We start from the raw sequence: 22236 nt of genomic DNA, 5'->3' as shown, positions 1-22236 counted from the left end.
GTGTCTAGGGACTCGGTGCGACCTGCGCTCGAAGTAGATGGTTCTCGGTTTCGAGTTCGCGTACCCGGCGTTCCAGGGGTTCTAATGTGGACGCTATTTCGTCAGCCGTATATCGGGGGGTGATGTGCTGAGGGCAGTTCCAGTCGAAGGCCCTCACCTGGACGCGGACCTCGCGTTCGACGATCGCCCGGTACCCGGGCGGCGCCAGCGGACTCGAGTACGGTCCTTGGTCATGGACGTCGCTGATTCTCGCGACTCCGAAGACCTTCAGGCGGCGTTGGTGGGCGTAGTCCATGAAGATCATCGCCACGCGCGAATCGTGGGCTAGGTTGCCGGTGCTGATGTATTGACGGTTGCCTCGAAAGTCGGCCCAAGCCAGGGTGTGCTCGTCGGGGCAGGTCACGAAACCGGGTGGGCCGCCACGAAACTGGACGTAGGGCCAACCGCTCTCAGAGACGGTGGCCAGGTAGAAACCGTCTTGCTGGGCAACGAATTCGCGTTCGACGATGCCCAGCGGATCCGGGACCGAGTAGAACCCTCCGGCGTCTATGCGGTCGATGGCGGCACGGCTCCCGTACTGGACCTGGGCGTCCAGCACAGGCCCCGTGAATGCGATCGGAGCGTAGCTGCGGCTCATGGCGTCAGCCCGGACATTCGGTAGGTCACGACAGCCTCGAACCGCAACTGTCCGATCACCGCGGTCTTCATGGTTGTCATCTCGAGCTCCTCACGCTCCGCGAATGCTTCTGGGCGAAGTTATCCGGGGGCAGGTGAGGAACAGTGACGTGCTTGTGGATGGGGCGTCGGCGAAGTCTGCGTCGCGACGCCGCCGCGTTCAACCATTCCTCAACAAGGTTTTCACTGCGTCTGCCTACGTTGAGGTCAACTGCTCACCCAGCGGACTGAATGCCCGTCCCCGGGGTCGCCGCGACCTTGGGGCCGTATCGAAGGAGAAACCATGTCAGAGAAGCCGACCGTGGTCCTGGTCCACGGAGCTTTCGCCGACGCTTCCAGCTACGCCCGGGTCATCCCCGCGCTGCTCGCCGACGACACCAGGGTGGTGGCCCCGGCCGTACCCAATCGCAGCCTGGCCGGGGATGCGGCCTATGTCGCCTCCGTCGTGCGCCAGATCGACGGCCCCGTCCTCCTCGTCGGGCACTCCTACGGAGGCGCGGTGATCACCGTCGCCGGCGCCGAGGAGAACGTCGTCGGCCTGGTCTACCTCGCCGGCTACGCCCTGGACGAGGGTGAAAGCCTCGGCGAGCTCCAGGGACGCTTCGCTGCCCCACCACTCGCTGGGGCGCTTGTCTACACGCAGTTCCCGGTCAGCGGATCCACCGAGCCCGGCACCGACGTCTCGGTGGACATCGCCCAGTTCCCGGAGATCTTCGCCGCCGACGTGGAACCCGCCCTTACCCGCGTCCTCGCCGTCTCCCAGCGACCGCTCGCCGGAGCCGCCTTCGCCGAGCCGGCCACTGTCGCCGCCTGGAAGACCAAGCCCGCATGGGGAATCGTCGCCGCCGCCGACCGGGCCATCAACCCCGACGTCGAGCGGTTCGGCTACGACCGCGCCCAGATGAAGGTCACCGAACTCGACTCCTCCCACCTCGTGATGCACTCCCGTCCGGAGGAGGTTGTCGATGTGATCCGCGAGGCCCTCGCCGCCGTATCCGGCTGAGCACCGAGGGTCGCGGAATGCCGGCGTCCAGACGCCTATGTCGTCGACCTCCTTCGGGAGATCCACGCTTCGCCTCGGCGGACCGAACAAATACACCAGCCATTTCATGAAGGAGAAGGAATCATGCAGCACGACGAGAAGGCACCGATCGTCCTCATCCACGGTCTCTGGATGACCCCCAGGAGCTGGGACACATGGGCGGAGCGCTTCAGATCCTCCGGCCACGACGTCATCGTCCCCGGCTGGCCAGGCATCGACAACCGTACGGTCGAGGACGTTCGTAGCAACCCCGGGCCGATCAAAGGAATCGGCATCAAACAGATCACCGACAACTACCAGCGGATCATCCAGGCCTTGCCCCGCAGGCCCATCATCATGGGCCATTCCTTCGGTGGCCTGATCGCGGAACTGCTCGCGGACCGGGGTCTTGGCGTTGCCTACGTCGCAGTCGGTCCGGCCGCCACCGCGGGCATCACGAAGACGCCGTTGAGCACCCTCAGGACCGCCCTGCCGATCCTCGCCAACCCGTTCCGCAAGAATGGCGCGACGTCGTTGTCGAAACGCCACTTCCACTTCACCTTCGGCAACGATCTCCCCCGTGCCGAGTCCGACCGACTCTGGGACCAGTACGCCGTGAACTCGTACAACCGCGTGATGTTCGAGGGAGTGTCTTCAGCCCGCGACGAGAAGCACGGCGTCACCCGCGTCGACTACGCGCGAGTCGATCGCGCCCCGCTTCTTGTCATCACCGGGGAGAAGGACAACGTCACACCCCCTGCGATCGGTCGCGCGGTCGTGGCCAAGTACCACTCCACGAACAGCCCCACGATCGTCGAGTACAAGGAGTATCCCCGCCGCACACACCGACTCGTGAGCCAGACCGGCTGGGAGGAGATCGCCGACTACGCCTTGAACTGGGCGCAGGCGCATGCCGTGAACGCGCCCGTACCTGTCGGAGCAAACGAACATCGAGGTTAGCGCGCCCCGCGACCGGGACGAACTCCTGCACCGTGTCAACGACACGGTGCAGGAGCGCACGGCTGAGTTCGCGCTGCTGATGACGCTGGGCCGGCGCCGAGGTCACCGGGATGTCGCTATCCCAGTTCGGCGAGGAACCGGTCGGCACGTTGCACGAACAGATGTGCCTCCTGTCCGAGCGCTACGGTGCGCGCCCGCTCGGCCTGGCGTACGGCGGCCCGGTCGTCACCGGCGGCATGCGCCAGGTGCCCGCGGAGCAGTATGAGCAGCGCCTCCGAGGAACGTTGGCCGTAGCGCACCAGGCTGTCCTCCGCGCGAGCGAGCGCCGCCTCGGCCAAGTCCAGCGACCCCGCGGCGATACGCATTTCGCCCAACAGCGCGTACCAGGTCGAGACGCACGTGCGGGCCGGGGTCGAGAGATTGGCACGAATGAGCTGCTCGGCCTCGTCCGCGGCGGCCGTGGGATCGTGGCCGGTCATCGCCAGTGCCCAGCACCGGGCAAGGCGAAGGTAGGTGCCGAGGGAGACGAACGAGAAGTGCGGGTCGACGGCGATCCCCCGTTCCGCCGCCCGCATCGCCCAGTCCGCGTCGCCGATGACCGAGGCGGTCCGGGCCTCGAAGGAGGTCGCGACGGTGACCGCGTAGGGATCCTCGCCGGCCGACATCGTAAGGGTGCCGAGCAGCGCTCGGGCCTTGGCCGTGTCTCCGTGGTAGCCCGTGATCTCGGCGAACATCCCAGCGGCCATGAGCTGCACGCCATCACGCACGGGATCGTGCTCCTGATCGCCGTGGTCAAGGGGGACGTCCGAGGTCATCGCGTTCAGCCGCTGGACCGACTCACCGATGTTCCCGAGGCACCACGCGTGGATGCCTGCCGCGGCCTTGCCGTACGAGCGGACGACCGGGTCCTCGGAGGTCTTACCCAGTTCCTGGAGGCGACGCGCGAGTGGAGTGCTGCGGTCCAGTTCGAGGGCTTGACCGTGCGCGGTCCAGCGAGAGAAGAGGAACCCGGCCGCTTCGCGCTCGCGACCGAGGCTCAGCGCGACCCGCTCGGCCCGCTCCAGCAGGCTAACCGACGCCGTGCCGTACATCGAGCGCATGCCGACGACGGCGATCAGTTGAGAGAGGGCCGCGAGTTCCATATCCAGCAGACGCGACCGGCGCGCCAGTTGGACCGCCGACCCGAGCTGGCGCTCGGCCGCAGCCAACGCCGTTTTCGACTTCGCCCGGGCGCCGGCGCGCACGAGTGCGGCGACCGTCCGGGCCGGGTCGGCCACTGGGCCCGCGGCCCAAAGATGGTGAGCGACCCTCTCGGCGCCGGACTCATCGCTCACGCCCACCGCTTCAATGGCGTCGGCTATGCGCCCGTGCAGGGCCGCAGCGCGGCTGGGCGGGATCGCCTCCGACACAGCTTGGCGCACCAGGTCGTGGGTGAAGCGGTATGCGAAGGGGTCTCCAGGCGTCGGGCTGACCAGACCGAGGCCGTTGAAAGGCTCGAGGCGTTCGAGACAGGCGGTCACGTCCATGGACATCGTCCGAGCCAGCAGGGCGAGTTCGACACTCCGGCCGATCAGCGCCGCGACCTCCAGCAGTTCCTGTGCGTCGCGGTCGAGCACGGCCAGACGGTCGCGGACGACGTCGCGGACGGTCAGTGGGACACCGTTGCCCAGCACCGTCTCCCTCGTCCCGTCGCCGTCCGAGGCCAGCAACCGCCCCAATTCGCGGACGAAGAACGGGTTGCCCGCCGTGCGGGTGTGCACCAGCCTGGCCACCTCGGCCGCGGGGAGGACGCCCGTCTCGAGGTGCACGAGTTCGGCTACCTCATCTGGGCTGAGGGGACCGACGAGGATCCGTCGGTGACCCGCGACACGGCTGGCCGCCGCGAGCGTCCGGACCAGTTCCAAGTTGGGCGAAGGGCCGCGGTTGCGCAGCGCACCGACGACGGCGCTACCGGTGGGAAGCCGGGCGACGACATGGTCCAGCAGTTGCAGCGAACTCGTGTCGGCCCAGTGGAGATCGTCGAGCATCATGACCACCGGCCGCTGGCTCACCGACTCGGCAATCACGTCAAGCAGCTGCTCGAGCAGCCGGAACCGGGCGTTGCCGTCAGGGATCGGGGGCGCCGCTCCGAGGTCCCCATGCGAGCCGACAAGGTGGCCTAGGTCGCGGGCGAGCCACGCCTCGCGGCGGACCGGCGGCATGTTGTGGAGCAGGCTCGTGACGGTCTCCACCCACGGCCACATCGTCGGTGTTCCCTCGCCCTCGAGGCAGTGACCCCACACCACGAGAGCGCCTCGGCCCTCAGCATGGCCGGCGATCTCCTCCATGAGCCGGCTTTTCCCAACTCCCGGTTCGCCTTCGAGCAGGACGACCGCGGTTCCGTTCAGGAACGCGGGCTCGACAGCGCGGCGCAGCATGGCGAGCTCGTCCGACCGGCCGACCAGTCGGTTCACCACGTCGGACGGGGGCGTCGTCGAGGTCGGCGTACCTGACGGTGTCGGAACGGGGAGGGGCACGGGGACGGGCGACGCGGAAACGGGCGACGCGGGGATGGGCGACGCGGGGATGGGCGACGTGGCAACGGGCACCCGGGTCACCCGGGTCTGGGTGAGGACCCGCTGGTGGGCCTCCTTCAGGGCTGCCCCTGGGTCGATTCCGAGATCCTCGGCGAGCCGTCGCCGCACCGCGTCGAACACCGTCAGGGCCGCCGCCTGCTCACCCGCGTCGCCGAGCGAGGCCACGAAGCTAGCCTGTACCGGTTCGTGCAGGGGGGCCATCGCGGCCGCGAGACGCAGGGCGGGCAGCACCCGGTAGGACTGGCCCAGCGACAGTGCGGCTCCGGTTGCCTCGACACAGGCCCGGAAGTACTCGTCGTTGAGCCCGGCGAAGATTGGTGCGGCGGCGGAGCTGTGGGTCCACCCGTCGCCAGCGGGACCGCTCCAGAGATCGAGCGCATCGACGTAGTAATCGAGCGCCGCGCCATCGTGTCCCGCCGCGAGCGCTGCTCGAGCGGTGCTGGAGACCTGCCGGAACCTCGCCAGGTCGAGGACGTCCGATCCGGCCGCGCACACGTAACCGCTGCTCCGCTTCAGCAGGTAGGCGCCAGTTCCCCGCAGCGGTAGGGCAGGTTCCAGCAGGCGTCGCAGCGAGCCGAGGTATTTGTGGATCACGTTCAGTGCGCTCGCGGGGGCCTCCTCACCCCACATCAAGTCGATCAGCTCACCGGCGCTGGTCGGCCGGCCCTCGCGAGCAAGCAGTAGCGCGAGCAGGTACGCCTGCTGGCGCGGCCGGACGTTGAGCTCGGTCTCGCCGCGCCACACCCGCAACGGGCCGAGGACCTGCAGCCGCAACGCTTCGTCGATGGTCGATGGCGCGAGCCCGACGCTGTCTGGGACGAGCACCGCTGTCATGTCCCACCTCTCGAGTCGCCGGCCCAGGTCGTGTCACGCCATGTGCGCCGGGGTCGGCGCGCTAGCATGTGACAAAGTTGGACTCTAGCCGATGGAGTGCAACTCTAGCCACACGCGATTTGAACTGGACAGCCACGCGTACCGTCGCTGTCGGGACCATGACGTCAGGTCGAAACGGATTGGAAGTAGGACGTTGTCCGAGCAAGCGCCACCACCGAGCCGTCGCGACCAGTACGTCGAGATGACCCGGCAGGAGGTCGTCGGGGCGGCGCGAAGGCTGTTCGCCGCGCACGGGTACGAGCAGACCAAGGTCGAGAGCATCGCGCGCGAGGCGCGGGTCTCGCCGGCCACCGTCTACGCCCAGTGCGGTGGCAAAGAGGGTCTTCTCCGGACTTTGATGGACATTTGGACCACGAGCCCGACGGTAGGACGGATCATCACCGACTCGGCGGCCGCTCCCACCGGTCCGACCAAGCTCAAGGTCCTCGCCGACGGCTACGCCGAGCATGCCGCGGAGGCCGGCGACATCATGCGCATCGTCGAACGCGCGGCGGCCAGTTCGCCGGTCGCCCAGGAGTTCCTGGCCATCGCCGATCAACGCCACGTGGAGGCGCTTGAGATGATCGTCGAGGGTATCGACAGCATCGGCGAGCTGGCCGACGGACTCTCGACGGCCGATGCGGCAAAGATCATCTACTTCTACTTCCGCAACCCGCAGTTCGTCCTCGCCGTCGAGACGTTCGGATGGGGCGTCGACCGCGCGACGCAATGGCTGCTCGCACAGGTCGAGGCCGCCATCCTCAAGAGCTGACGGGACGCACGCATCAGCCCGGCGCCATTCCACAATTCTTCAACTGTGGCTGAATACGCTCGGAGAGCACACGGGACCCTCCGACACTCCGAGCGAAGGCGGCGCAGACCATCCTCACGATCCACCACCGGTACGCCGTCGTCAACGGCCAACGGATCTTCTACCGCGAAGCCGGTCCGAAAGGCCGGCCAACGCTGGTGCTGCTGCATGGGTTCCCGACCAGTTCCCTGATGTTTCGCCACCTCATTCCGCGGTTGGCGGACCGCTGGCACCTCGTCGCGCCCGATCACCTCGGATTCGGACTCTCCGACGCGCCGCCAGCCGCCCAGTTCAGGTACACCTTCGACGCACTCACCGACCTGACGGAAAACCTGCTCGCGCAGCTCCGAATCGAGCGGTACGGGCTGCTCGTCCAGGGACACGGCGCGCCGGTGGGGTGGCGGCTCGCCCTGCGGACCCCGGGCGCGGTGAGTGCGATCATCAGCCAGAACGGCAACGCGTACGACGATGGCCTTCAGCCGGAGTTCTTCACAATCCTGCGCGACTACTGGCTAGAACAGAACCCCCAGACCGAGGCCGGCGTACGGGAGACGCTCACACTGGAACTGACCCGCTGGCAGTACCTCACGGGCGTGGGCGACGAAACCCTGGTAGACCCCAACACGTGGATGCATGACCACGACCTGCTGTCGCGGTCCGGCAACGACCTGGTACAGCTCGCGCTGTTGCTGGACTACGCCACCAACCCGCCGTTGCACCCCCATGTGCACGCGTACTTCCGCCAGCAGCAGGTGCCACTGCTCGCGGTCTGGGGAAGGGGCGATCCGATCTTCGGACCGGCCGGCGCACTCGCCTTCGCCACCGACCTGCCCGACGCTGAGGTCCACATCCTCGACGGCGGCCACTTCCTCTTCGAGAGCGCGCTGGACGACGTCGTGCCGCTCATCCGGTCATTCCTCGACAAGCATCTGTGACCCGCCAGACGGGAAGCCCGGGACACCGTGCCGGGCCCGTGCGCGCTGGCCATGTCACTTGCGCGCACGCTGCCGCAGATCGGGTTGCCACCGCGGCATCCCGGCCTTTCACGGTAGTAACGTCGCCTCCTGGGCCGAGATGATGGGCGCATCGTTCATCTCCTTCTACAACGCCTCCAAGTACGCGCTCATCGGCCTGACCGAGTCGATGTACTACGACCTCGCGCTGCTCGACATCCACGCCGTGCTTGCCGTGCCCGGTACCACGAAGACGCCACTGCTGGCCAAGACCACCGACGACGGCACCGCCAGCCTGACCACCATGCCGCCCGAAGGCCAGGACCGCTACCGGCCCTACTTCGAACGTCTCGCCACCCTCGGCGAACGGTCAGCCTCGATGCCGCTGCTCGGTACGCCCGAACAGGTCGCCGCGAAGCTGCTGCGCCTCGTCGAGACACGACGGCCGGGACTGCGCTACGACCTCACCCCCGATGCCAAGCCCATCGACGGGTTCGTGACCCGCCTCCTGCCCCTCCGCGGCCGCGCCGAAATGAACCCCCGGATGTACCGCCTACCCCGCCGCGACACGACGTGAAGTAGCAACGCCGCCGCCGTCGTCAGCCGCGGCGATGTGCGGCCTGCCCGCAGACGCTGATCGTAGGCGGGCTACAGGTTGTTGATTCGGGCCAGCAGCTCCGCCTCGGTCAGGTTTTCCAGGACCGCGTCCTGTTTGCGGCCCAGGACTGCCAGCAGCTTTTCCTTCTCCAGTTTCTTGGCAGCCGCTGCCTTCGCCGCCTGGTCCTCCGAGAGGCGGATGGCAATGACGTGCTTGACGACCTCCAACTTGGTCTCCAAGGTCGCCTTGGCCGGATTGGTTTCGGTGGCCACGAACGACTCGGTGTCGATGGCCTTGAGTTCGGCGTTGACCGCCTTGGCCACGTCATCGAGGCTGAAGCCGGACTTGGCGGTCAGCGGAAGCTCCCACAGCTGTTCCGTGGTCAGCAGTCCCTTGGCCGACGGGTAGCGGTATTTCTCCCGCGTGGCCTTTTCAAAAATGGTCACGATGGCCTCTCTCCGATTTCTGGGTAGGAAATCAAAACTGGATACTGATGAGGTGGCGCCGGCCGCCGGTCATGGTCACCTTGGCGACCACAGAGCTGCGAACCGTGGAGCTGAAGCCGAGGCCAGACAGCTGATCCGGGGACGGCTCGCACTTGGTGCGATCGCCGAGAACCTCGAACACCTTGCGGTGCGGTTGCAGGTCGCCGCGGAGGAACTCGTTGTAGATCCCCCGGGTCGGCTGGTCGTTCACGCACCCTTTCAGGATGAAGAAGTAGTGGCGGTTGCCGACCTCGCTGTCGTCGAAGTAGTTCGGCGAGTACATGATGGTGGACACCGGCACGAACGCTTCGGTGGTGATTCCCCAGAGGTCCTTGCCTGCGCTGCCCGGCTGCATGTCCTTACCCGGCCGGAAAGCGGTGATCACCTCGTCGGCGACCGTCATCCGGCCCACGTCGACGGTCTCCTTGTGGCCGACCGCCCGCTCGTGGCTGTAATGCTCGATTTTCCCGTTGCTCTCGGTCTCGATCACGAAGCCGACCTCGGCGCTTTCCCGCTTGTGGAACTGGTTCACCTCGATCCGGTACTCGCCGTCGGGGACGTTGTCGGTCCAGGTGACGTTCTCCACCGGCTCGCGCGAGAACGTCCCGCCCGCGTTCATGTCGACGTCCAGTTTGTTGCGCTTGTCCTTGTACCAGATGTGGTCGCCGTTGGGTTCGAACACGTGCAGGTCGAGGTCGTCGTGGTTGAACCAGGACAGGCTCACCCGCAGCTTGCCGTTGACGTTGCCGCCGGCCCGCTTGACCTTTTCCTTGATCGAGTCGGTGACGTTGCCGTTGTAGGACCAGCCGAAATCGTTGTCCCAGGTGAACAGCCGCGGGGCGGCCGGGTGCCGGCCGGCGGTGAGACTGACGAAGTGCGGTTCGTGGCCGTTGGCCACCCACAGGTCGATGGTCGCGGCGCCGGGCAGGATGTCTTTCATGAAGGTGACCACGGGAATCTCCTCCGGCTTCGCGTCACGAAGGCGCGCACCTCCCGGCCTTATGGTGGCCGCCTGCATGAGCAGCCCTTCGATGCCGTCCTTCATCCGCGACTGTGTGTCGTTGTCGACCCACAGCACGTTGGTGACCGACACATCGGACAGCCGGGCGAACCGTCGCTGCAACGACTCCTCGATGCCCAACTCGTCGATGGTCTTCATGGCCGCCTTGACCATGGCCGGGGTGATCAACGCCGTGGGACGCTGGTAATTCTGCGGTGCCACCTTCATTTCGAACGACCGGACCGCCTGCTCCAGGTCGACGCCCGCGGAGAGATCCTGGACGAGGGTGCCGATCACCGTGTTGCGGAAGCGGGCCGCCGGGTTCATGGCGTGGGCGAAAATGAAGGCCTGTCCGTCGGTCGCCTTTGTCCACCGGTTCTGCAGTGACCGGAACTCGGTCACCGCCCGACGATGCTCCGTGCCGCGGTAGAGGGCGTTGTCGTCGATGAGGTCGACGACGGTGTCCAGGGCGTGCTGGGTCAGTTCGGCCAGGCCACGCTGGAACACCTGCACCGCGGCGCCGAAGGCGCCCCGTGCCGCGCCGACGTCCTTGATGCGATGCCGCTTCTCCACCCGGCCGTGCAGGTGGTGCCACACCTCGACCTGGCCGTCGCGAAGCGTCCGAGTCGTCCTTGTCCCGTACTGCTCCTCGGTGGACCGGAAGATGGTGGACAACGGCAGCGTGCCGACGAATTCGTCCATTGCGGCGGCGACGACGGAGAAGACCGGGTCGGATGCAGACACCCCGGACCAGACGGAGCGAACCTGTCCGTCGTGGATCTCGACGACGTTACCGAAGTTCTTGATGAACCCACGACAGGTCGAGCAGTCGTACTCGGACCGCTCGCGGAACCGGAGATTGGTGCCGGCGGGGAAGGAATCGAGGAAGGTGAGCCAGAGTGAGTCCCGGTCGAGACCGTCGCCGACGACGTACAACTCGCCCTTGGACATCGCGGACAGACGTGTGGTCACATCTGTCACGAACTGCTGGAAATCGCCCACTGCGTCATCCTCCTTGATCACCGGAGATCCTACGAAGCGCCCGCAATCGGAGAAACGCATTTCCGGCTGTCCGCATGGTCACGGACGGGCGCCGGTGGCCGGCGGTGCTCCCCGCGCCCGTGGGAGTGGTCCGGCGCTGACCCGGCGCGGCAAGATCTACTGCGCCGCGTACGACCGACGGATGCGAGGTCAGTACGACCACGGCGCCGCCTACTACCGCTGCTGTTTCGCCCAGGAGTACGCGCTCGCCTACCAGATGCAGCACCCCGCAACGTCTACCTCCGCGAAGACGCCCTCACCGACGCACCCGGGCAAAGGACAGGGCAGAAATGGCTCCGAGGTCCGTCCCGAGGTCAGGTGCGCGAGCCGCAAGCCATCCCCGTACGCCCGGATGTTTCGCCCTTGCGGTCCGGGGTAGGCGGCCCGGACGGACATCGGTGAACGCGGGAGGCGATCGTGGCATACCAGGCACGCAACGGTGAGCAGCCCGCACCCGCCGAGAGCGATGCCGACCAGGTCGCCCTGCCCCAGGTGATGGCGGACACCGACGTGCCGGCGCCGGACGACACCGACGAGCAGCCGGACATCGTCACCGAGGACGACGGCGCGGGCGTGGCCGGCGGCTCCTCCGGCAGCAGCAGTGGCGGTTCCAGCATGCCGGGACATCCGGACGCGGCCAGCTGACTTCTCGCACGAGGCTGGTGGTCCCGCATCGCTGGCAGCGCGGTTGGCGATCCTGACCGAGGTTGCCCAGACGACAGCCGCCATCGCCGGCACGAATGACACCGCCGGGCAGGCACGGCAGGCGGTCGAGGTGATCGTCGACGCCGCGCCGCGGCAGCGGACCGGAACGGCCGTACGGCCGGGGGTGAGATGGTCCCAGCCGCGGGAAAACGTGGCCGGGATCGGTGGTCGCGAGGGACCTCTCCCTCCCCTACTCGTTACGGGCGGTTCCAGGGCCGGTGATTCGCTTCAGTAGTGGCAGGGTCGAGGCGATGATGCCGAGGGCAACGTGCTCGGGCTGACCCAGAACCAATGAGCGCCGTACCCGCTCCCGCGTCGTCTCGGCACCGAGCGCGGGCTCACCCACGACCTCCGCGTGGGGCAGTACGCCCAGTCTCGGTCCGCGACGCCCCCCGAGGCCCACAAGAGGCAGGGCGAGATCCATCCGAGGGAGCTATCTCCTATCTTGCTTCGGAGTCACGGGTCCCCTAGCCTGGTGCTTCGATCGCTCACCGGTTCCAGAAGCTCGCCGATCGGGGCCGGGCGACCCTTCCGGGTGAGCGGGTGGCATCGGCGTGAGACCTCCCACGTCGATGCCAGGCATGGGCCCTACGGCCGGGAACAACCGCACGTTTCGAGATCGGGAAGGAGTGGCCACGATCATCGCCACCGTCTACCGATACGGGACACCCGCGCGGTTCGAGCTGCCCGGGGAGGCGGTCGAACAGCTCCACCTCGCCTACCAACTGCGCCACACGCTCGTGGAACTCAGCCGCCAGCACGAGCAGGCCATGCGGACACTGTGGTCGGAGAACCTCACCGTCGCCGCATTGGAGGGCCGTATCGACGAGACGACCGCATGCGTCAAGCAGCTCCTGCGACAGGTGGCCGAGGAGCACGTAGCGGACCGTTCGGCCGCCACTCGCCCCGACACCGCAGCCGCCTTGGCGGCTGCCCGCGTTCAGGCGAGAGCGGCGCGGGTCGCCCGTCGGGATGCGATCCACCATGCGTACCCACTGCTGAAGGCGGACGTCGAACGACTACGAGCGGACCACAACGCCGCGGTCAAGGCGACCTATGCGGACTTTGTCCAGCAGCGTGGCCTCTACTGGGCCACCTACAACGGTGTCGTCGACCATCATCGAGCCACGGGGAAGGCTGTCGAGGCCCGCCGTAGGCAGGGACAGTCCGCCGAGTTGCGGTCCCGGCGGTGGACCGGTGAGGGCACGATCCGGGTGCAGTTGCAGCGCAGCTCCGGGCAGCCCCCTCGTACACCCGCCTTGCTCGCCTCGGGTGAGGGTAGCTGGCGCAAGGTGTTCCAGTTGCGACCGTGGGTCCCGGCGGTGGAGTGGGCGGCGATGAGCCGGGCCGAGCAGCGGCGTGCCGGTCGCGGTGAGGCGATGCTGTGCATCGGCGGTGGGCGAATGATCACCGTTCCGGTGCAGGTGCATCGGATGCTGCCCGACGACGCCGATGTCGTGGAGGTCCAACTGACCCGCCGCCGAACCGCGGGGAACTGGTCGCTGCAGGTCGCGGTGACGGTCCGGCTGCCGGACCCGCCGCCGGTGGCCGAAGGGCCTCGGGTCGCCGTCCACGTCGGCTGGAGGTCCCGTCCCCACGGCGCGGTGCGGGTCGCCACGTGGGCCAGCAGCGACCCACTGCCCGTTCCGGGTCACCTCGCTGACGTCGTCACCGCTGACGACGCCGGGAGTTGGGGAGAGATCGTGGTCCGTCCCGCGATGTCGGGCCCGGGCCGGTGGGTGGGGATCGTCGAGCGGCCGGAGGCGACCAGGTCGGCGCGGGACGTGGGGTTCGCGCCCGCGCGGGACGAGGTGGCCCGGTGGCTGGACGAGCATCCGCAGCCCGATCCTCGCCCGGAGGATCCGGAGCGGCTGCTGACCGGTGCCCGGGTACGGGCATGGCGGTCGCCGGGGCGGCTGGCCGCGTTGGCGTTGCGGTGGCGCGAAGATCCACCGCCCGGCGCCGGGGTCGTGGTGAAAGCGCTGGAGGCGTGGCGGCGCGCGGACCGCCAGTTATGGGAGTGGGAGGCCCACGAGCGGGCCCAGGTGACGAACGCTCGTGACGACGCGTGGCGTCGCGTCGGGTCGTGGTTGGCGGGCCTGGCGGGGCTCGTCGTGGTCGACGATGCCAATCTCGCGGTGTTGAGGCAACGCGACGATGCCACCGAGGACGACCCCGTGCTGCCTGGTCATGCCGCCCATGCCGCACGGGCGAGGGCGACGCTGATGGCCCCGGGCCGGTTGCGGCAGGCGGTAACGGAGGCCGCCGGGCGGCGTGGTGTTCCGGTCCGGGTGGTGGCGGCCGCGGGCCTGTCCCGGACCCACGCGGTGTGCGGTCGTGTCGGTGATCGCGACGGGCGGTACGCGGCGTCGTTGATGGTGGTCTGTACGGGGTGTGGTCAGACATACGATCAGGACCGCAATGCGACCGTCCTGATGCTCGCCGCCGCGTCGGTCGATCCGGGGTCGCGCATGGGATAGGCGCGCGGACACACCTGGCGCGACCGATCGTGGTGTGTATCGGTCCGGTGAGGTGCTAACCGCTTGTGGAGAGTCGAGATGCCGGCGCAGCGGCTTTGTAGTTGCGACTACAGCGGTCACGTCGTGGCCCTCAATCGGCTCGAACAGTGCCCGCGCAACGGCTTTGTAGTTGCGACGTTACCGACCGCTGGGAAGGGTTGGCGGTCGCTGTTATCCCGCGCCGACCTGAGGTGTGGGGGGCCTGGCGTTGACGGACTGCCGACGGGCGGTGTGGTCGTTTGTGCTATTCGCTAGTTGCGGCTGTCGCGGTGGTGCGATCATTGACGGAAGTATCGGCCTGGGCGGCGGCGTGAATTGCGCGCAACTGCCGGATCGCCGCGACGGCGCGCGGTCCGTCGAAGATTTGGATGGCGAGCAGTTGCACGGGTTCGGAGTTCGTCAGCACCAGTGATCCCCACAGGGCGGTGCGGTTGAACCGGACGGCCGACACCATCGTCCACGGCACGGTCAGGTCACGGTGAAAGCCGCGTACCCGCACGCCATGGGGGTCGGCGTCGACCCGTAGTCGCAGCGGGAGCAGGGCCAGGGCGGCGACGATCGGGCCGAGGCCCATGAGGGCCCACTGGTCTTCTTCGGTGAGCGCGCCGCCGTTGCTGGTCGTGCCGCTCAGTGTCCAACCCCACCAGATGTAGGCGACGAGGATAATCGGCGCGGCTACGATCGAGATTCGGCGCAGTCGCCGGGGACGCACGGTGAGGGACGTCACTGTGTGCTGCTGGTCGTCGCTCACGCGAAGCTCCTGATCGCTCGATTCCTGGTCAGGCGGCGTTGAACTCATTCAACGGGCACGCTGACGTCACGACGGCTCGTCCGGAAACCACGGACGCCCACCGATAGTCAGTGTACCGATGGGCGGTGCCGGCGGTTCGCGGATACCGTTGCCTCGACCATTGACGGTGTTACGGCGGGAGAGTGTGTGCGGCAACGGCTTTCATCAGAATCCGATCGCTATCGTGGGCGTCGCCGGGTGCCGCGTCCGGCCCGGCGGCGTTACGGGAACGTGGCGATGGCCGCGTTAGTCGGCGCCGGACTGACCGTCGCGGGCATGCAGTACCTGCCCGATACGAAATCGGCCGCGCGGCCCGCGTTGGTCGACCTCGGCGCCGGCTCGTCGACGGCCGACGTGGCGGCGCGGGCCGAGTCCGCCGAGCGCGCCTCCCGCTCCAGGACGCGCGACTCCGCGCAAAACGGTGTCGGGGCCGACGAGGATCGGTGGCGGCTGCCGCTCGGGGAGTACGAGTTCACCGTCGCGTACGGGGTTGTCGCCGGGCAGACCCACCCGGGCGTCGACCTCACCGCCGCGCAGGGGCGGGAGTTCCGGGCGGTGCACGCGGGCAGGGTGACGTTCTCCGGTTGGCGGGGCGGTTACGGCGACAGCGTGGTCGTCGACCACGGCAACGGAATCCAGACCCTGTACGGGCATGCTTCCACGTTGCGGGTGACCGAGGGTCAGTCGGTGTCCGCCGGTGAGGTCCTGGGGCAGGTCGGCGCTACCGGCGACACGTACGGTCCCCGGCTGCATCTCGAGGTCCACACCGACGGGGCAGCCCACGATCCTGTTCCGTTGCTGCGGTCGTTCGGCGTCGATCTGGAACTCGGGGTCGAGCCCGTCGGGTGAAACCCGACCGCCCGGCAACCGGCGACACCGGCCTGACGGTCCCTACCAGCAGAACGGGACGAGCAACACGCTGAGCGGCCCCGTGGCGATCGCGAGCAGGACGACGGCCAACCGCCATGGGCGCTCCCGTCCCGCGCGTCCGCCCAACAGCCGGTGCGCGCGCACCGCGGCACCGGGACCGCCGGCATTGAGTACGCCCTGGCGGCGTGCCGTGGCCAGTACCGCGAGCGCCTCGGCGACGGACCGCGCGCCGTGCCGGCGGGCGGCGACGTCGTCGGCGCGCAGCTCCAGTAGCGCTGGTACGTGCCGTTGCGCGGCGGTGAAGACCGGCACGAACGGAAACGCCCGGGCGAGAATGGTCGACCACCGAATATGCAGGTGGTGGCGCTCGCGCAGGTGGCAACGCTCGTGGTCGAGGACGGCCGCCAGTTGGGCGTCGGTCAGTGATCGGACGGCGCCGGTGGTGGCGACGATCGCGGGGGTTCGGCCGGCGAGGCAGTACACGGCGGCTTCGTCCGCCGGCAGGACGTGTATTCCGCGTGCGGTGTCGGTCCGTGCGACGAGCCGGACCGTGCCCAGGTGTCGGCGCTGTCGTATGAGGTCGCCGATGGTGCAGGCCACGGCGACCCATGTCCACCGCAGCGCCACAGCGACGAGCAGGGCGAGGGCTGCGGGCCCGACCAGCAGCGGCACATGGGCATCGGCCCGGCTCGCCACGACCGCGTACGTGAGGGTGAGTTCGGCGATCACCCCGGGTGGGTGCAGGGCCGCGAGAGCGGCAGCTGTGGCCGTGGCCGCGAGCATCCACACGATGGTCATGTGCCAACCGGCGACCGCCACCAGTGGGTACGCGGTCCGCTGGGTGGCGCGTACCAGCAGGGGCCGCCCGGCGGTGGCCACGACCGTCGCGTAGGCGAGCAGGACCAGGGCGGCGATCATTGTGGTTCTCGCCGCCCGTGCTGACGCAGTGCCGCCCGTAACGCCTTGGCCTCCTCGTCGTCCATTCCGGCGAGGAAGTGCGCGAAGACAGCGCGGTGGTCCGGGGTGTCCGTCAACGCCTCACGCATGAGGTTCGCCGCCGCGACCTCGCGTGAGGCGGTCGCCTCGTAGAGGTGGGCCCGGCCGTGCTGGGTCCGGGTGAGCCAACCCTTACGGAAGAGGTTGTCCATCACCTTCTGGACGGTGGTGTAGGCGAGAGGTCGTTCCTCGTAGAGGCTTTCCATGATCTCGCGGGCGGTGGCGGCCCGCCGCCACGCCCAGAGCCGATCCATGATCGCCGATTCCAGGTCCCCCAGCCCGCGCATGCCGATCCTCCTCGTCGGGCCTCACTGTAGCGAGTGCCGTCGGCGCCGCGATCGGTCAGCCACCCGCCGGTCGGGGTCTGCCCTCCGTCGCCACGACGCACTACGCCCGTCGGCATCACACGGAGAACCATCGTCAATGGAGTGAAAACGGGTTCATATTCTAAAAGGTATTCAACTCGTCTTTATGGGTACGTAACCATTGACAGTATCGGTGCTAATCGGGCAAACTCCCATCTAGTTATCGTAGGCCCCTTTTGGGGTTGCGGAGACACCGGGGGTGGGGCGATGACGTTCATGCGAACGCTCACCGTCGCGCTCGGCGTCCCGCTCGTGGGGTTGCTCCTCGCTTTCGGCCTCAGCCTCGACTGTGCGGTGGCGCAGGTGACGACACCCCACGCGGGTGCCTCGGTGAGCGGTCCCGCGCATCCCCACCAGGCACATGACGACGCCCTCCGGGGGCGCACCATCCTGGCCGTCTCCCCCACGCCGATCACGGGCATCCCGGACCCGGGCACGGCAGCGACGCCGCCGGCCGCTGCGGCCGCCGTGCCTCCCGGTGGCCGATCCTGTCTGCGCGACGCCCCCGACCCGGGCAACCCCCCGGTGCCGTCGACCCAGGTGATCCGCTGCTAGAGACGCTCCGCGTCGACGTTCCTCAGTTCAGCACCGGGTTTCAGCCTGCCTGAAGCGCAATCTCACGCGACGGTGACGCAACTTTCCTCAACGGGCGCACAGTGCGCCCTTGATCGACCGTGCCCGCGAATTCCGCGGGTGGTTGCCGCGCACTCGAACCCATGTCTTTCCTGCCCTGTGACCCGAGGCGATAGCGATGAATTTCAGAATTAGCGCGGCACTGGGTGCCCTCCGTCATGACCTTCCGGCGTCCCTGGTTGTCTTCCTGGTCGCGATACCGCTCTGTCTGGGGGTCGCCGTCGCGTCCGGCGCCCCGGCCGAGCTCGGCCTGGTGACCGGGATCGTCGGTGGCCTGGTCGTCGGTCTCCTACCGGGCAGCAGCCTGCAGGTCAGCGGACCGGCCGCCGGTCTCACCGTGCTCGTCTACGAAGCCGTGCGCGCCTACGGCCTCGCAACGCTGGGCGTCATCGTCCTCACGGCAGGCGTGGTCCAGGTCCTGCTCGGCCTGTTACGGGTCGGCGGCTGGTTCCGCGCGATCTCCTCGTCGGTCGTCCTGGGCATGTTGGCCGGTATCGGCGTGGTCCTGGTGATCGGCCAGACGTACGCGGCGTTCGACCAGGCAGCCCCGGCGTCCGCCGTGGCGGGGTTGACCGGCCTACCCGGTCTGCTGGCCGGAGCGGTGCACACCCCGGCCGTCCTGGTCGCGGCCGGCCTCGGACTGGGGACCATCGCGGTGATCACCGCGTGGCCCCACACACCGAAACGGGTACGGGCCGTCCCGGGATCGCTTGTCGCGATCGCCATCGCGACGACCGTCACGGCTGTTCTGGACCTGCCCGTGGACCGCATCCAGGTGCAGGGGATCCTCGACACGCTGCACCCGGTCGCCGTCGGGGACCTCGCGTACCTCGCCCAGGCCGGTGTGCTCGGCACCGCCGTGGCGTTCGCCCTCATCGCCTCCGCCGAGAGCCTGTTCAGCGCGGCCGCGGTGGATCAGATGCACCGCGGCCCCCGGACCCGGTACAACCAGGAACTCGTCGCCCAAGGGGTCGGCAACACCATCTGCGGTCTGCTCGGCGCGATCCCGATGACGGCGGTCATCGTCCGCAGCGCCGCGAACGTGCGGGCCGGGGCGACGACGAAGGCGTCCCGTACGCTGCACGGCTTGTGGCTGCTGCTGTTCGCCGCGTTCCTCCCCACGGTTCTCGGGATCATTCCCATGGCCGCCCTCGCCGGAGTCCTGATCCACGCCGGGGTGAAGCTGCTGCCGTTCAAGCGGTTGGTGACACTCTGGCGGTTCGACCGGGGTGAGGTGGCGGTGTTCGTCGGCACCACCACGGCGATCGTCGCCACCAACCTCCTGGAGGGAGTCATCGCCGGGCTGCTCATGGCCCTGGTCAAGTCCGCCTGGAACATGTCGCACGTCGAGGTACGGCGGCAGGACGACGCCGGTGCGACACGGATCGCGTTCGCCGGCAACGCCACCTTCCTCCGGCTGCCCCGCCTGCTCGACGTCCTCGAGTCCGTCCCGCACAACCGTCCCGTCACCCTCGACCTGTCGGAGCTGCGGCACCTCGACGAGGCATGCCGGACCGCGCTACTGACCTGGGCCACCCACCACCGCAGCGGCGGATCCGAGGTACACCTGCAAGACCCCGCCACGGCGATGCTGGGAACGTCCGACCGGCCCAACGGCTGAGGATCGCCCGCCGGGACACCAACCGGTCGCGATCGGTGCTCGCGACAGGTCGGGTGTCCCGGCGGTTCCCGGCGACCGCGATGCTCCCGGGGCGGGTGTTGCTACGTCCGCGCCCGTCCCGTCCGGCGGCGGTACAAGACCAGACCCAAGGCGGCCGCGGCGATCACGACCACACTGGCAACGGCGATCCACAGGCCGAGCGGCGGACCGTCGTCCTGGCCGGCACCCGCCGTGGGGGTTGGGCTGGTGTCGGCCGAGGCCGTTGGCGTCGCGCTGCTCGGCGCGGGTGTCGGCGCCGTCGGTGCCGCGGAGGTCGGCGCGGGCAGGGCCGCCGGCTTCAGCTTGAGCACCGGAGCCGGGTTGTCCGGCTCCGGCTGGCCCGCGGCGGCGACACCGATCCAGCGGGAAACCTTGCCGTCGCCGTAGGTCTCGATGGTCTTGAAGGCGAGTTCGGTGGCATCAGCGGGCAGTTGGGTGATGACGATCGAGTGCACGGCGTTCTCCCCGACCGGCAGGGCCTTACCGGCCACGGTGTACCCGTCGGCGGCCGGCACCAGCTTCCAGCCGGGTGGCGCCTTGGCCAGGCTGACGTCCTCGGGCCGGATGCCCGCGGGCAGGATCACGCGTTCGGAGACGATGCCGGAGCGGGTGGACTCGGCCTCGCCGTCGAAGGTGACCGTGACATCGCGGGCCCCGGCCTGGGGATTGTTCGCACTGACCTCGACGTGCGCCCAGGCGGGCGCCGCGAGCATGCCCACCGTCGCCCCGGTGGCGGCGCCGACGATCACGGCTCGGCGCAGGTGAGAAACGCGCATTGCTGACCTCCTCCTGAAGAACCCCTGCTGGATAACGCCGTTGCGCCCTGTTACGCAGCGTCGGCCGGCGGCAGGGGTGGGAACTGTTCCCGCCGGTGCGACGTCACGGCTGCTGGCCGTCGAGGTCGCGTGGAGTGGTGCCCGTCGCGGTAACCCCGCCGGAACACGCCGCGCCCTGCTCGAGACCCGCGTTGATCCGTGCGGCGTTGATGAACTCGGTGATCTGCGCATCGTCGGCGGAGTCCACCTTGAGCTGGTAGCCCCACGCCTGCAGGGTGATCGGCGAGGAAAGGTTCTCCACCGGGCTCATCAGCATGTACTCGGTGCCCCTCACCCGGGCGGCGAGAGCGGTGACCTGATCGGCCGGTAGATCGGGACGGTGGGTGATCCAGACCGCGCCGTGTTCGAGGCTGTGGACCGCGTGTTCGTTCGCGATCGGGGCGTCGTAGACATCGCCAACGCAGTTCTGCCAAGCCCCGTTGTGTTGGCCGCCGACCGGCGGCGTGACCTCGTAGGTCAGCGGACCGGACCGGTGGCCACTGTCGAGCCAGGCGGGTTTCTGGGAGACGTAGTCGACGACCCCGGCGATGGTGGTGAGCCGATCGGACCAGGGTCGGGATCCCCGCCAGGAAGCGAAGCCCGCGTAGCTGATGATCGTGACCGCGAGTACACCCACGGCCGTGACGAGAGCGATCACACCCCATGGCCGGGGTGGGCGTACCGGGACGACCTTGCGCTGACGGCGGCTGCTCTTCGGACTCACGGTGGTCCCTTTCGCGTCGTGGTTGGGATGGGGGCGACGGGGTAGATCGGGTGGTGCGGCTCCGCCACGTGGGCGACGTACGCGCCTACGGGCGGAAAGCTGGTGACCTGCAAGCCGCGATCGGCCTGGTCCGGGCGGGTCGGGGTAGATGCTGGGCAGGTTCGACGACGGCGAGCCGTCCTTCGGGCACGCCTGCGTCTATGTGCCCGCGTAGGAGTGCAGGCCGGAGATGACGAGGTTGACCGCGAAGAGGTTGAACATCATCGTGGCCCAGCCGACGATGGCCAGCCACGCTGTGGTGGAGCGCCGGACGCTCGCCGTCGCCCGCGCGTGCAGGTAGCCGGCGTACACGACCCAGGAGATGAACGCCCAGGTCTCCTTCGGGTCCCAGCCCCAGAACCGGCCCCAGGACGCCTCGGCCCAGATCGCCCCGGCGATCACCGCGAAGCTCCACAGCGGGAACGCGAACGCGTGCAGCCGGAATGTCAGCCGCTCCAGTTCCGGTGGGCTCGGTAGCCGGGCGGCAAGGGTGCTGAAAAGACTGCTACTCCCCCGGTCGGGTCGTACGGCGATCAGGTACGCGACCGCGGTGAGTGCTCCGAGGAGGAACACCCCGGAGGAGATGGCCGCCGCGCTGACGTGGATCTTCAGCCAGGTCGAGTTGAGGGCGGGTACGAGCGGACCGGCCGGGGTGTACACCTGCAGGGCGGCGATGCCGAGCAGGATCAGCGCGGCGGTCGTGACGTAGAGGCCGAGCGGGCGCAGCTCGGGCCGTTGTTTCGCCACGAGCAGCCACGCGATGACGCCGGCAAGGGTCACGGCGAGGATGAACTCGTACATGTTGCCCCACGGCACCCGTTGCGCGGCGAGACCACGGGTGATCAGGGCGCCCGACTGGGCGACGGCGGCCACGACGGTTGCCGTCGCCGCCACCGAGCCGGACCATCTCTCGACGGCGCTCGGTGGGACGTCCGTCGCGATGGGCGGTGCCTCGACCGCGGGACCCTTCGGCCCGGCACCGACTCGCATCAGTTGGGTGGGCGCAGGCTGGGCGCGGTGTGCGGGGCTGCGCAGGCTCCAGGCGTAGGTGGCGGCATGGGCGACCAGAGCCACCAGGTAGCAGCCCATGGCGGCGACCAGTAGCTGGTCCGACAGGCCGGCCATCA

At 68.6% G+C, this 22236-nt stretch carries 20 protein-coding genes and 1 pseudogene; 11 read left to right on the top strand and 10 right to left on the bottom strand.

The window, feature by feature from the left end; all coding sequences use genetic code 11:
- Positions 1 to 4: 4 nt before the first annotated feature.
- A complete protein-coding gene (locus AB0J90_RS26465; RefSeq protein WP_363600220.1) occupies positions 5 to 637 on the bottom strand; it encodes a pyridoxamine 5'-phosphate oxidase family protein in 633 nt (210 codons plus the stop codon).
- Between the two features lie 321 nt (positions 638 to 958).
- Between AB0J90_RS26465 and AB0J90_RS26460 the strand changes: the two genes are divergently transcribed.
- Together AB0J90_RS26460 and AB0J90_RS26455 are read left to right on the top strand one after the other, a co-directional pair.
- Positions 959 to 1678 (top strand): alpha/beta hydrolase, encoded by a 720-nt coding sequence (locus AB0J90_RS26460; RefSeq protein ID WP_363600218.1) that lies wholly within the window; start codon positions 959 to 961, stop codon positions 1676 to 1678.
- Positions 1679 to 1801: 123 nt separating this feature from the next.
- Entirely contained in the window at positions 1802 to 2656 is an 855-nt protein-coding gene (locus tag AB0J90_RS26455) for an alpha/beta hydrolase (protein ID WP_363600216.1), read from the top strand.
- Positions 2657 to 2772: 116 nt separating this feature from the next.
- Here the strand turns inward: AB0J90_RS26455 and AB0J90_RS26450 are convergent, their stop codons facing one another.
- On the bottom strand, positions 2773 to 6066 hold the full coding sequence (locus AB0J90_RS26450; RefSeq protein ID WP_363600214.1) for a BTAD domain-containing putative transcriptional regulator: 3294 nt from the start codon (positions 6064 to 6066) through the stop codon (positions 2773 to 2775).
- 241 nt (positions 6067 to 6307) lie between these two features.
- On the opposite strand from AB0J90_RS26450, the gene AB0J90_RS26445 reads away from it, so the two are divergent.
- Genes AB0J90_RS26445 through AB0J90_RS26435 form a run of 3 tightly spaced genes read left to right on the top strand, consistent with a single transcriptional unit; the run spans position 6308 to position 8446 of the window.
- Positions 6308 to 6877, top strand: a complete 570-nt coding sequence (locus tag AB0J90_RS26445; RefSeq protein ID WP_363600212.1) for a TetR/AcrR family transcriptional regulator — start codon at positions 6308 to 6310, stop codon at positions 6875 to 6877.
- A 53-nt stretch (positions 6878 to 6930) separates the two neighbouring features.
- Positions 6931 to 7851: an alpha/beta hydrolase gene (locus tag AB0J90_RS26440; protein ID WP_363600306.1), complete on the top strand. Its 921-nt coding sequence runs from the start codon at positions 6931 to 6933 to the stop codon at positions 7849 to 7851.
- 58 nt (positions 7852 to 7909) lie between these two features.
- Positions 7910 to 8446: an SDR family NAD(P)-dependent oxidoreductase gene (locus tag AB0J90_RS26435; protein ID WP_363600210.1), complete on the top strand. Its 537-nt coding sequence runs from the start codon at positions 7910 to 7912 to the stop codon at positions 8444 to 8446.
- Positions 8447 to 8517: 71 nt separating this feature from the next.
- Here AB0J90_RS26435 and AB0J90_RS26430 read toward each other — a convergent pair whose 3' ends face one another.
- Both AB0J90_RS26430 and AB0J90_RS26425 read right to left on the bottom strand, forming a co-directional pair.
- Positions 8518 to 8913, bottom strand: a complete 396-nt coding sequence (locus AB0J90_RS26430) for a hypothetical protein (RefSeq protein ID WP_363600208.1) — start codon at positions 8911 to 8913, stop codon at positions 8518 to 8520.
- Between the two features lie 31 nt (positions 8914 to 8944).
- Positions 8945 to 10954, bottom strand: coding sequence for a hypothetical protein (locus AB0J90_RS26425; protein ID WP_363600304.1), 2010 nt, complete (start codon positions 10952 to 10954; stop codon positions 8945 to 8947).
- Between the two features lie 456 nt (positions 10955 to 11410).
- On the opposite strand from AB0J90_RS26425, the gene AB0J90_RS26420 reads away from it, so the two are divergent.
- The 3 genes and pseudogenes from AB0J90_RS26420 (at position 11411) to AB0J90_RS26410 (ending at position 14178) form a co-directional block, all read left to right on the top strand.
- Positions 11411 to 11638: a preprotein translocase YidC gene (locus AB0J90_RS26420; protein WP_363600206.1), complete on the top strand. Its 228-nt coding sequence runs from the start codon at positions 11411 to 11413 to the stop codon at positions 11636 to 11638.
- A 10-nt stretch (positions 11639 to 11648) separates the two neighbouring features.
- Positions 11649 to 11786, top strand: a pseudogene (locus AB0J90_RS26415) (TetR/AcrR family transcriptional regulator); the annotation flags it as partial.
- A gap of 541 nt (positions 11787 to 12327) precedes the next feature.
- Positions 12328 to 14178, top strand: a complete 1851-nt coding sequence (locus AB0J90_RS26410; protein ID WP_363600204.1) for a zinc ribbon domain-containing protein — start codon at positions 12328 to 12330, stop codon at positions 14176 to 14178.
- Positions 14179 to 14461: 283 nt separating this feature from the next.
- Here the strand turns inward: AB0J90_RS26410 and AB0J90_RS26405 are convergent, their stop codons facing one another.
- Positions 14462 to 14968 carry a PH domain-containing protein gene (locus tag AB0J90_RS26405; protein WP_363600202.1) on the bottom strand — a complete coding sequence of 169 codons (507 nt, stop codon included), beginning with the start codon at positions 14966 to 14968 and terminating at the stop codon, positions 14462 to 14464.
- Between the two features lie 186 nt (positions 14969 to 15154).
- Between AB0J90_RS26405 and AB0J90_RS26400 the strand changes: the two genes are divergently transcribed.
- A complete protein-coding gene (locus tag AB0J90_RS26400; RefSeq protein WP_363600200.1) occupies positions 15155 to 15856 on the top strand; it encodes a M23 family metallopeptidase in 702 nt (233 codons plus the stop codon).
- Between the two features lie 42 nt (positions 15857 to 15898).
- Here the strand turns inward: AB0J90_RS26400 and AB0J90_RS26395 are convergent, their stop codons facing one another.
- Positions 15899 to 16795 carry a M56 family metallopeptidase gene (locus AB0J90_RS26395; protein WP_363600198.1) on the bottom strand — a complete coding sequence of 299 codons (897 nt, stop codon included), beginning with the start codon at positions 16793 to 16795 and terminating at the stop codon, positions 15899 to 15901.
- Positions 16792 to 17160 carry a BlaI/MecI/CopY family transcriptional regulator gene (locus tag AB0J90_RS26390; RefSeq protein WP_363600196.1) on the bottom strand — a complete coding sequence of 123 codons (369 nt, stop codon included), beginning with the start codon at positions 17158 to 17160 and terminating at the stop codon, positions 16792 to 16794. Before AB0J90_RS26390 ends, AB0J90_RS26395 begins: the two co-directional genes overlap by 4 nt.
- A gap of 285 nt (positions 17161 to 17445) precedes the next feature.
- Between AB0J90_RS26390 and AB0J90_RS26385 the strand changes: the two genes are divergently transcribed.
- On the top strand, positions 17446 to 17793 hold the full coding sequence (locus AB0J90_RS26385) for a hypothetical protein (RefSeq protein WP_363600194.1): 348 nt from the start codon (positions 17446 to 17448) through the stop codon (positions 17791 to 17793).
- 196 nt (positions 17794 to 17989) lie between these two features.
- The gene (locus tag AB0J90_RS26380) at positions 17990 to 19492 is read left to right on the top strand and encodes a SulP family inorganic anion transporter (RefSeq protein WP_363600192.1); all 1503 of its coding nucleotides are present in this window, start codon (positions 17990 to 17992) and stop codon (positions 19490 to 19492) included.
- A gap of 101 nt (positions 19493 to 19593) precedes the next feature.
- Here the strand turns inward: AB0J90_RS26380 and AB0J90_RS26375 are convergent, their stop codons facing one another.
- From AB0J90_RS26375 to ccsB, 3 genes are all read right to left on the bottom strand, one after another.
- Positions 19594 to 20307 (bottom strand): DUF1775 domain-containing protein, encoded by a 714-nt coding sequence (locus AB0J90_RS26375; protein ID WP_363600190.1) that lies wholly within the window; start codon positions 20305 to 20307, stop codon positions 19594 to 19596.
- 103 nt (positions 20308 to 20410) lie between these two features.
- Positions 20411 to 21070 (bottom strand): DUF3105 domain-containing protein, encoded by a 660-nt coding sequence (locus AB0J90_RS26370; protein ID WP_363600188.1) that lies wholly within the window; start codon positions 21068 to 21070, stop codon positions 20411 to 20413.
- A 198-nt stretch (positions 21071 to 21268) separates the two neighbouring features.
- Positions 21269 to 22234, bottom strand: coding sequence for a c-type cytochrome biogenesis protein CcsB (gene ccsB, locus AB0J90_RS26365; RefSeq protein ID WP_363600302.1), 966 nt, complete (start codon positions 22232 to 22234; stop codon positions 21269 to 21271).
- Positions 22235 to 22236: the final 2 nt, after the last annotated feature.

This window comes from Micromonospora sp. NPDC049523, from assembly GCF_040676775.1.
Classification (GTDB): domain Bacteria; phylum Actinomycetota; class Actinomycetes; order Mycobacteriales; family Micromonosporaceae; genus Micromonospora_G.
The sequence above is the reverse complement of the archived record's forward strand: the minus strand, read 5'-3'. Positions and strand labels throughout refer to the sequence as shown.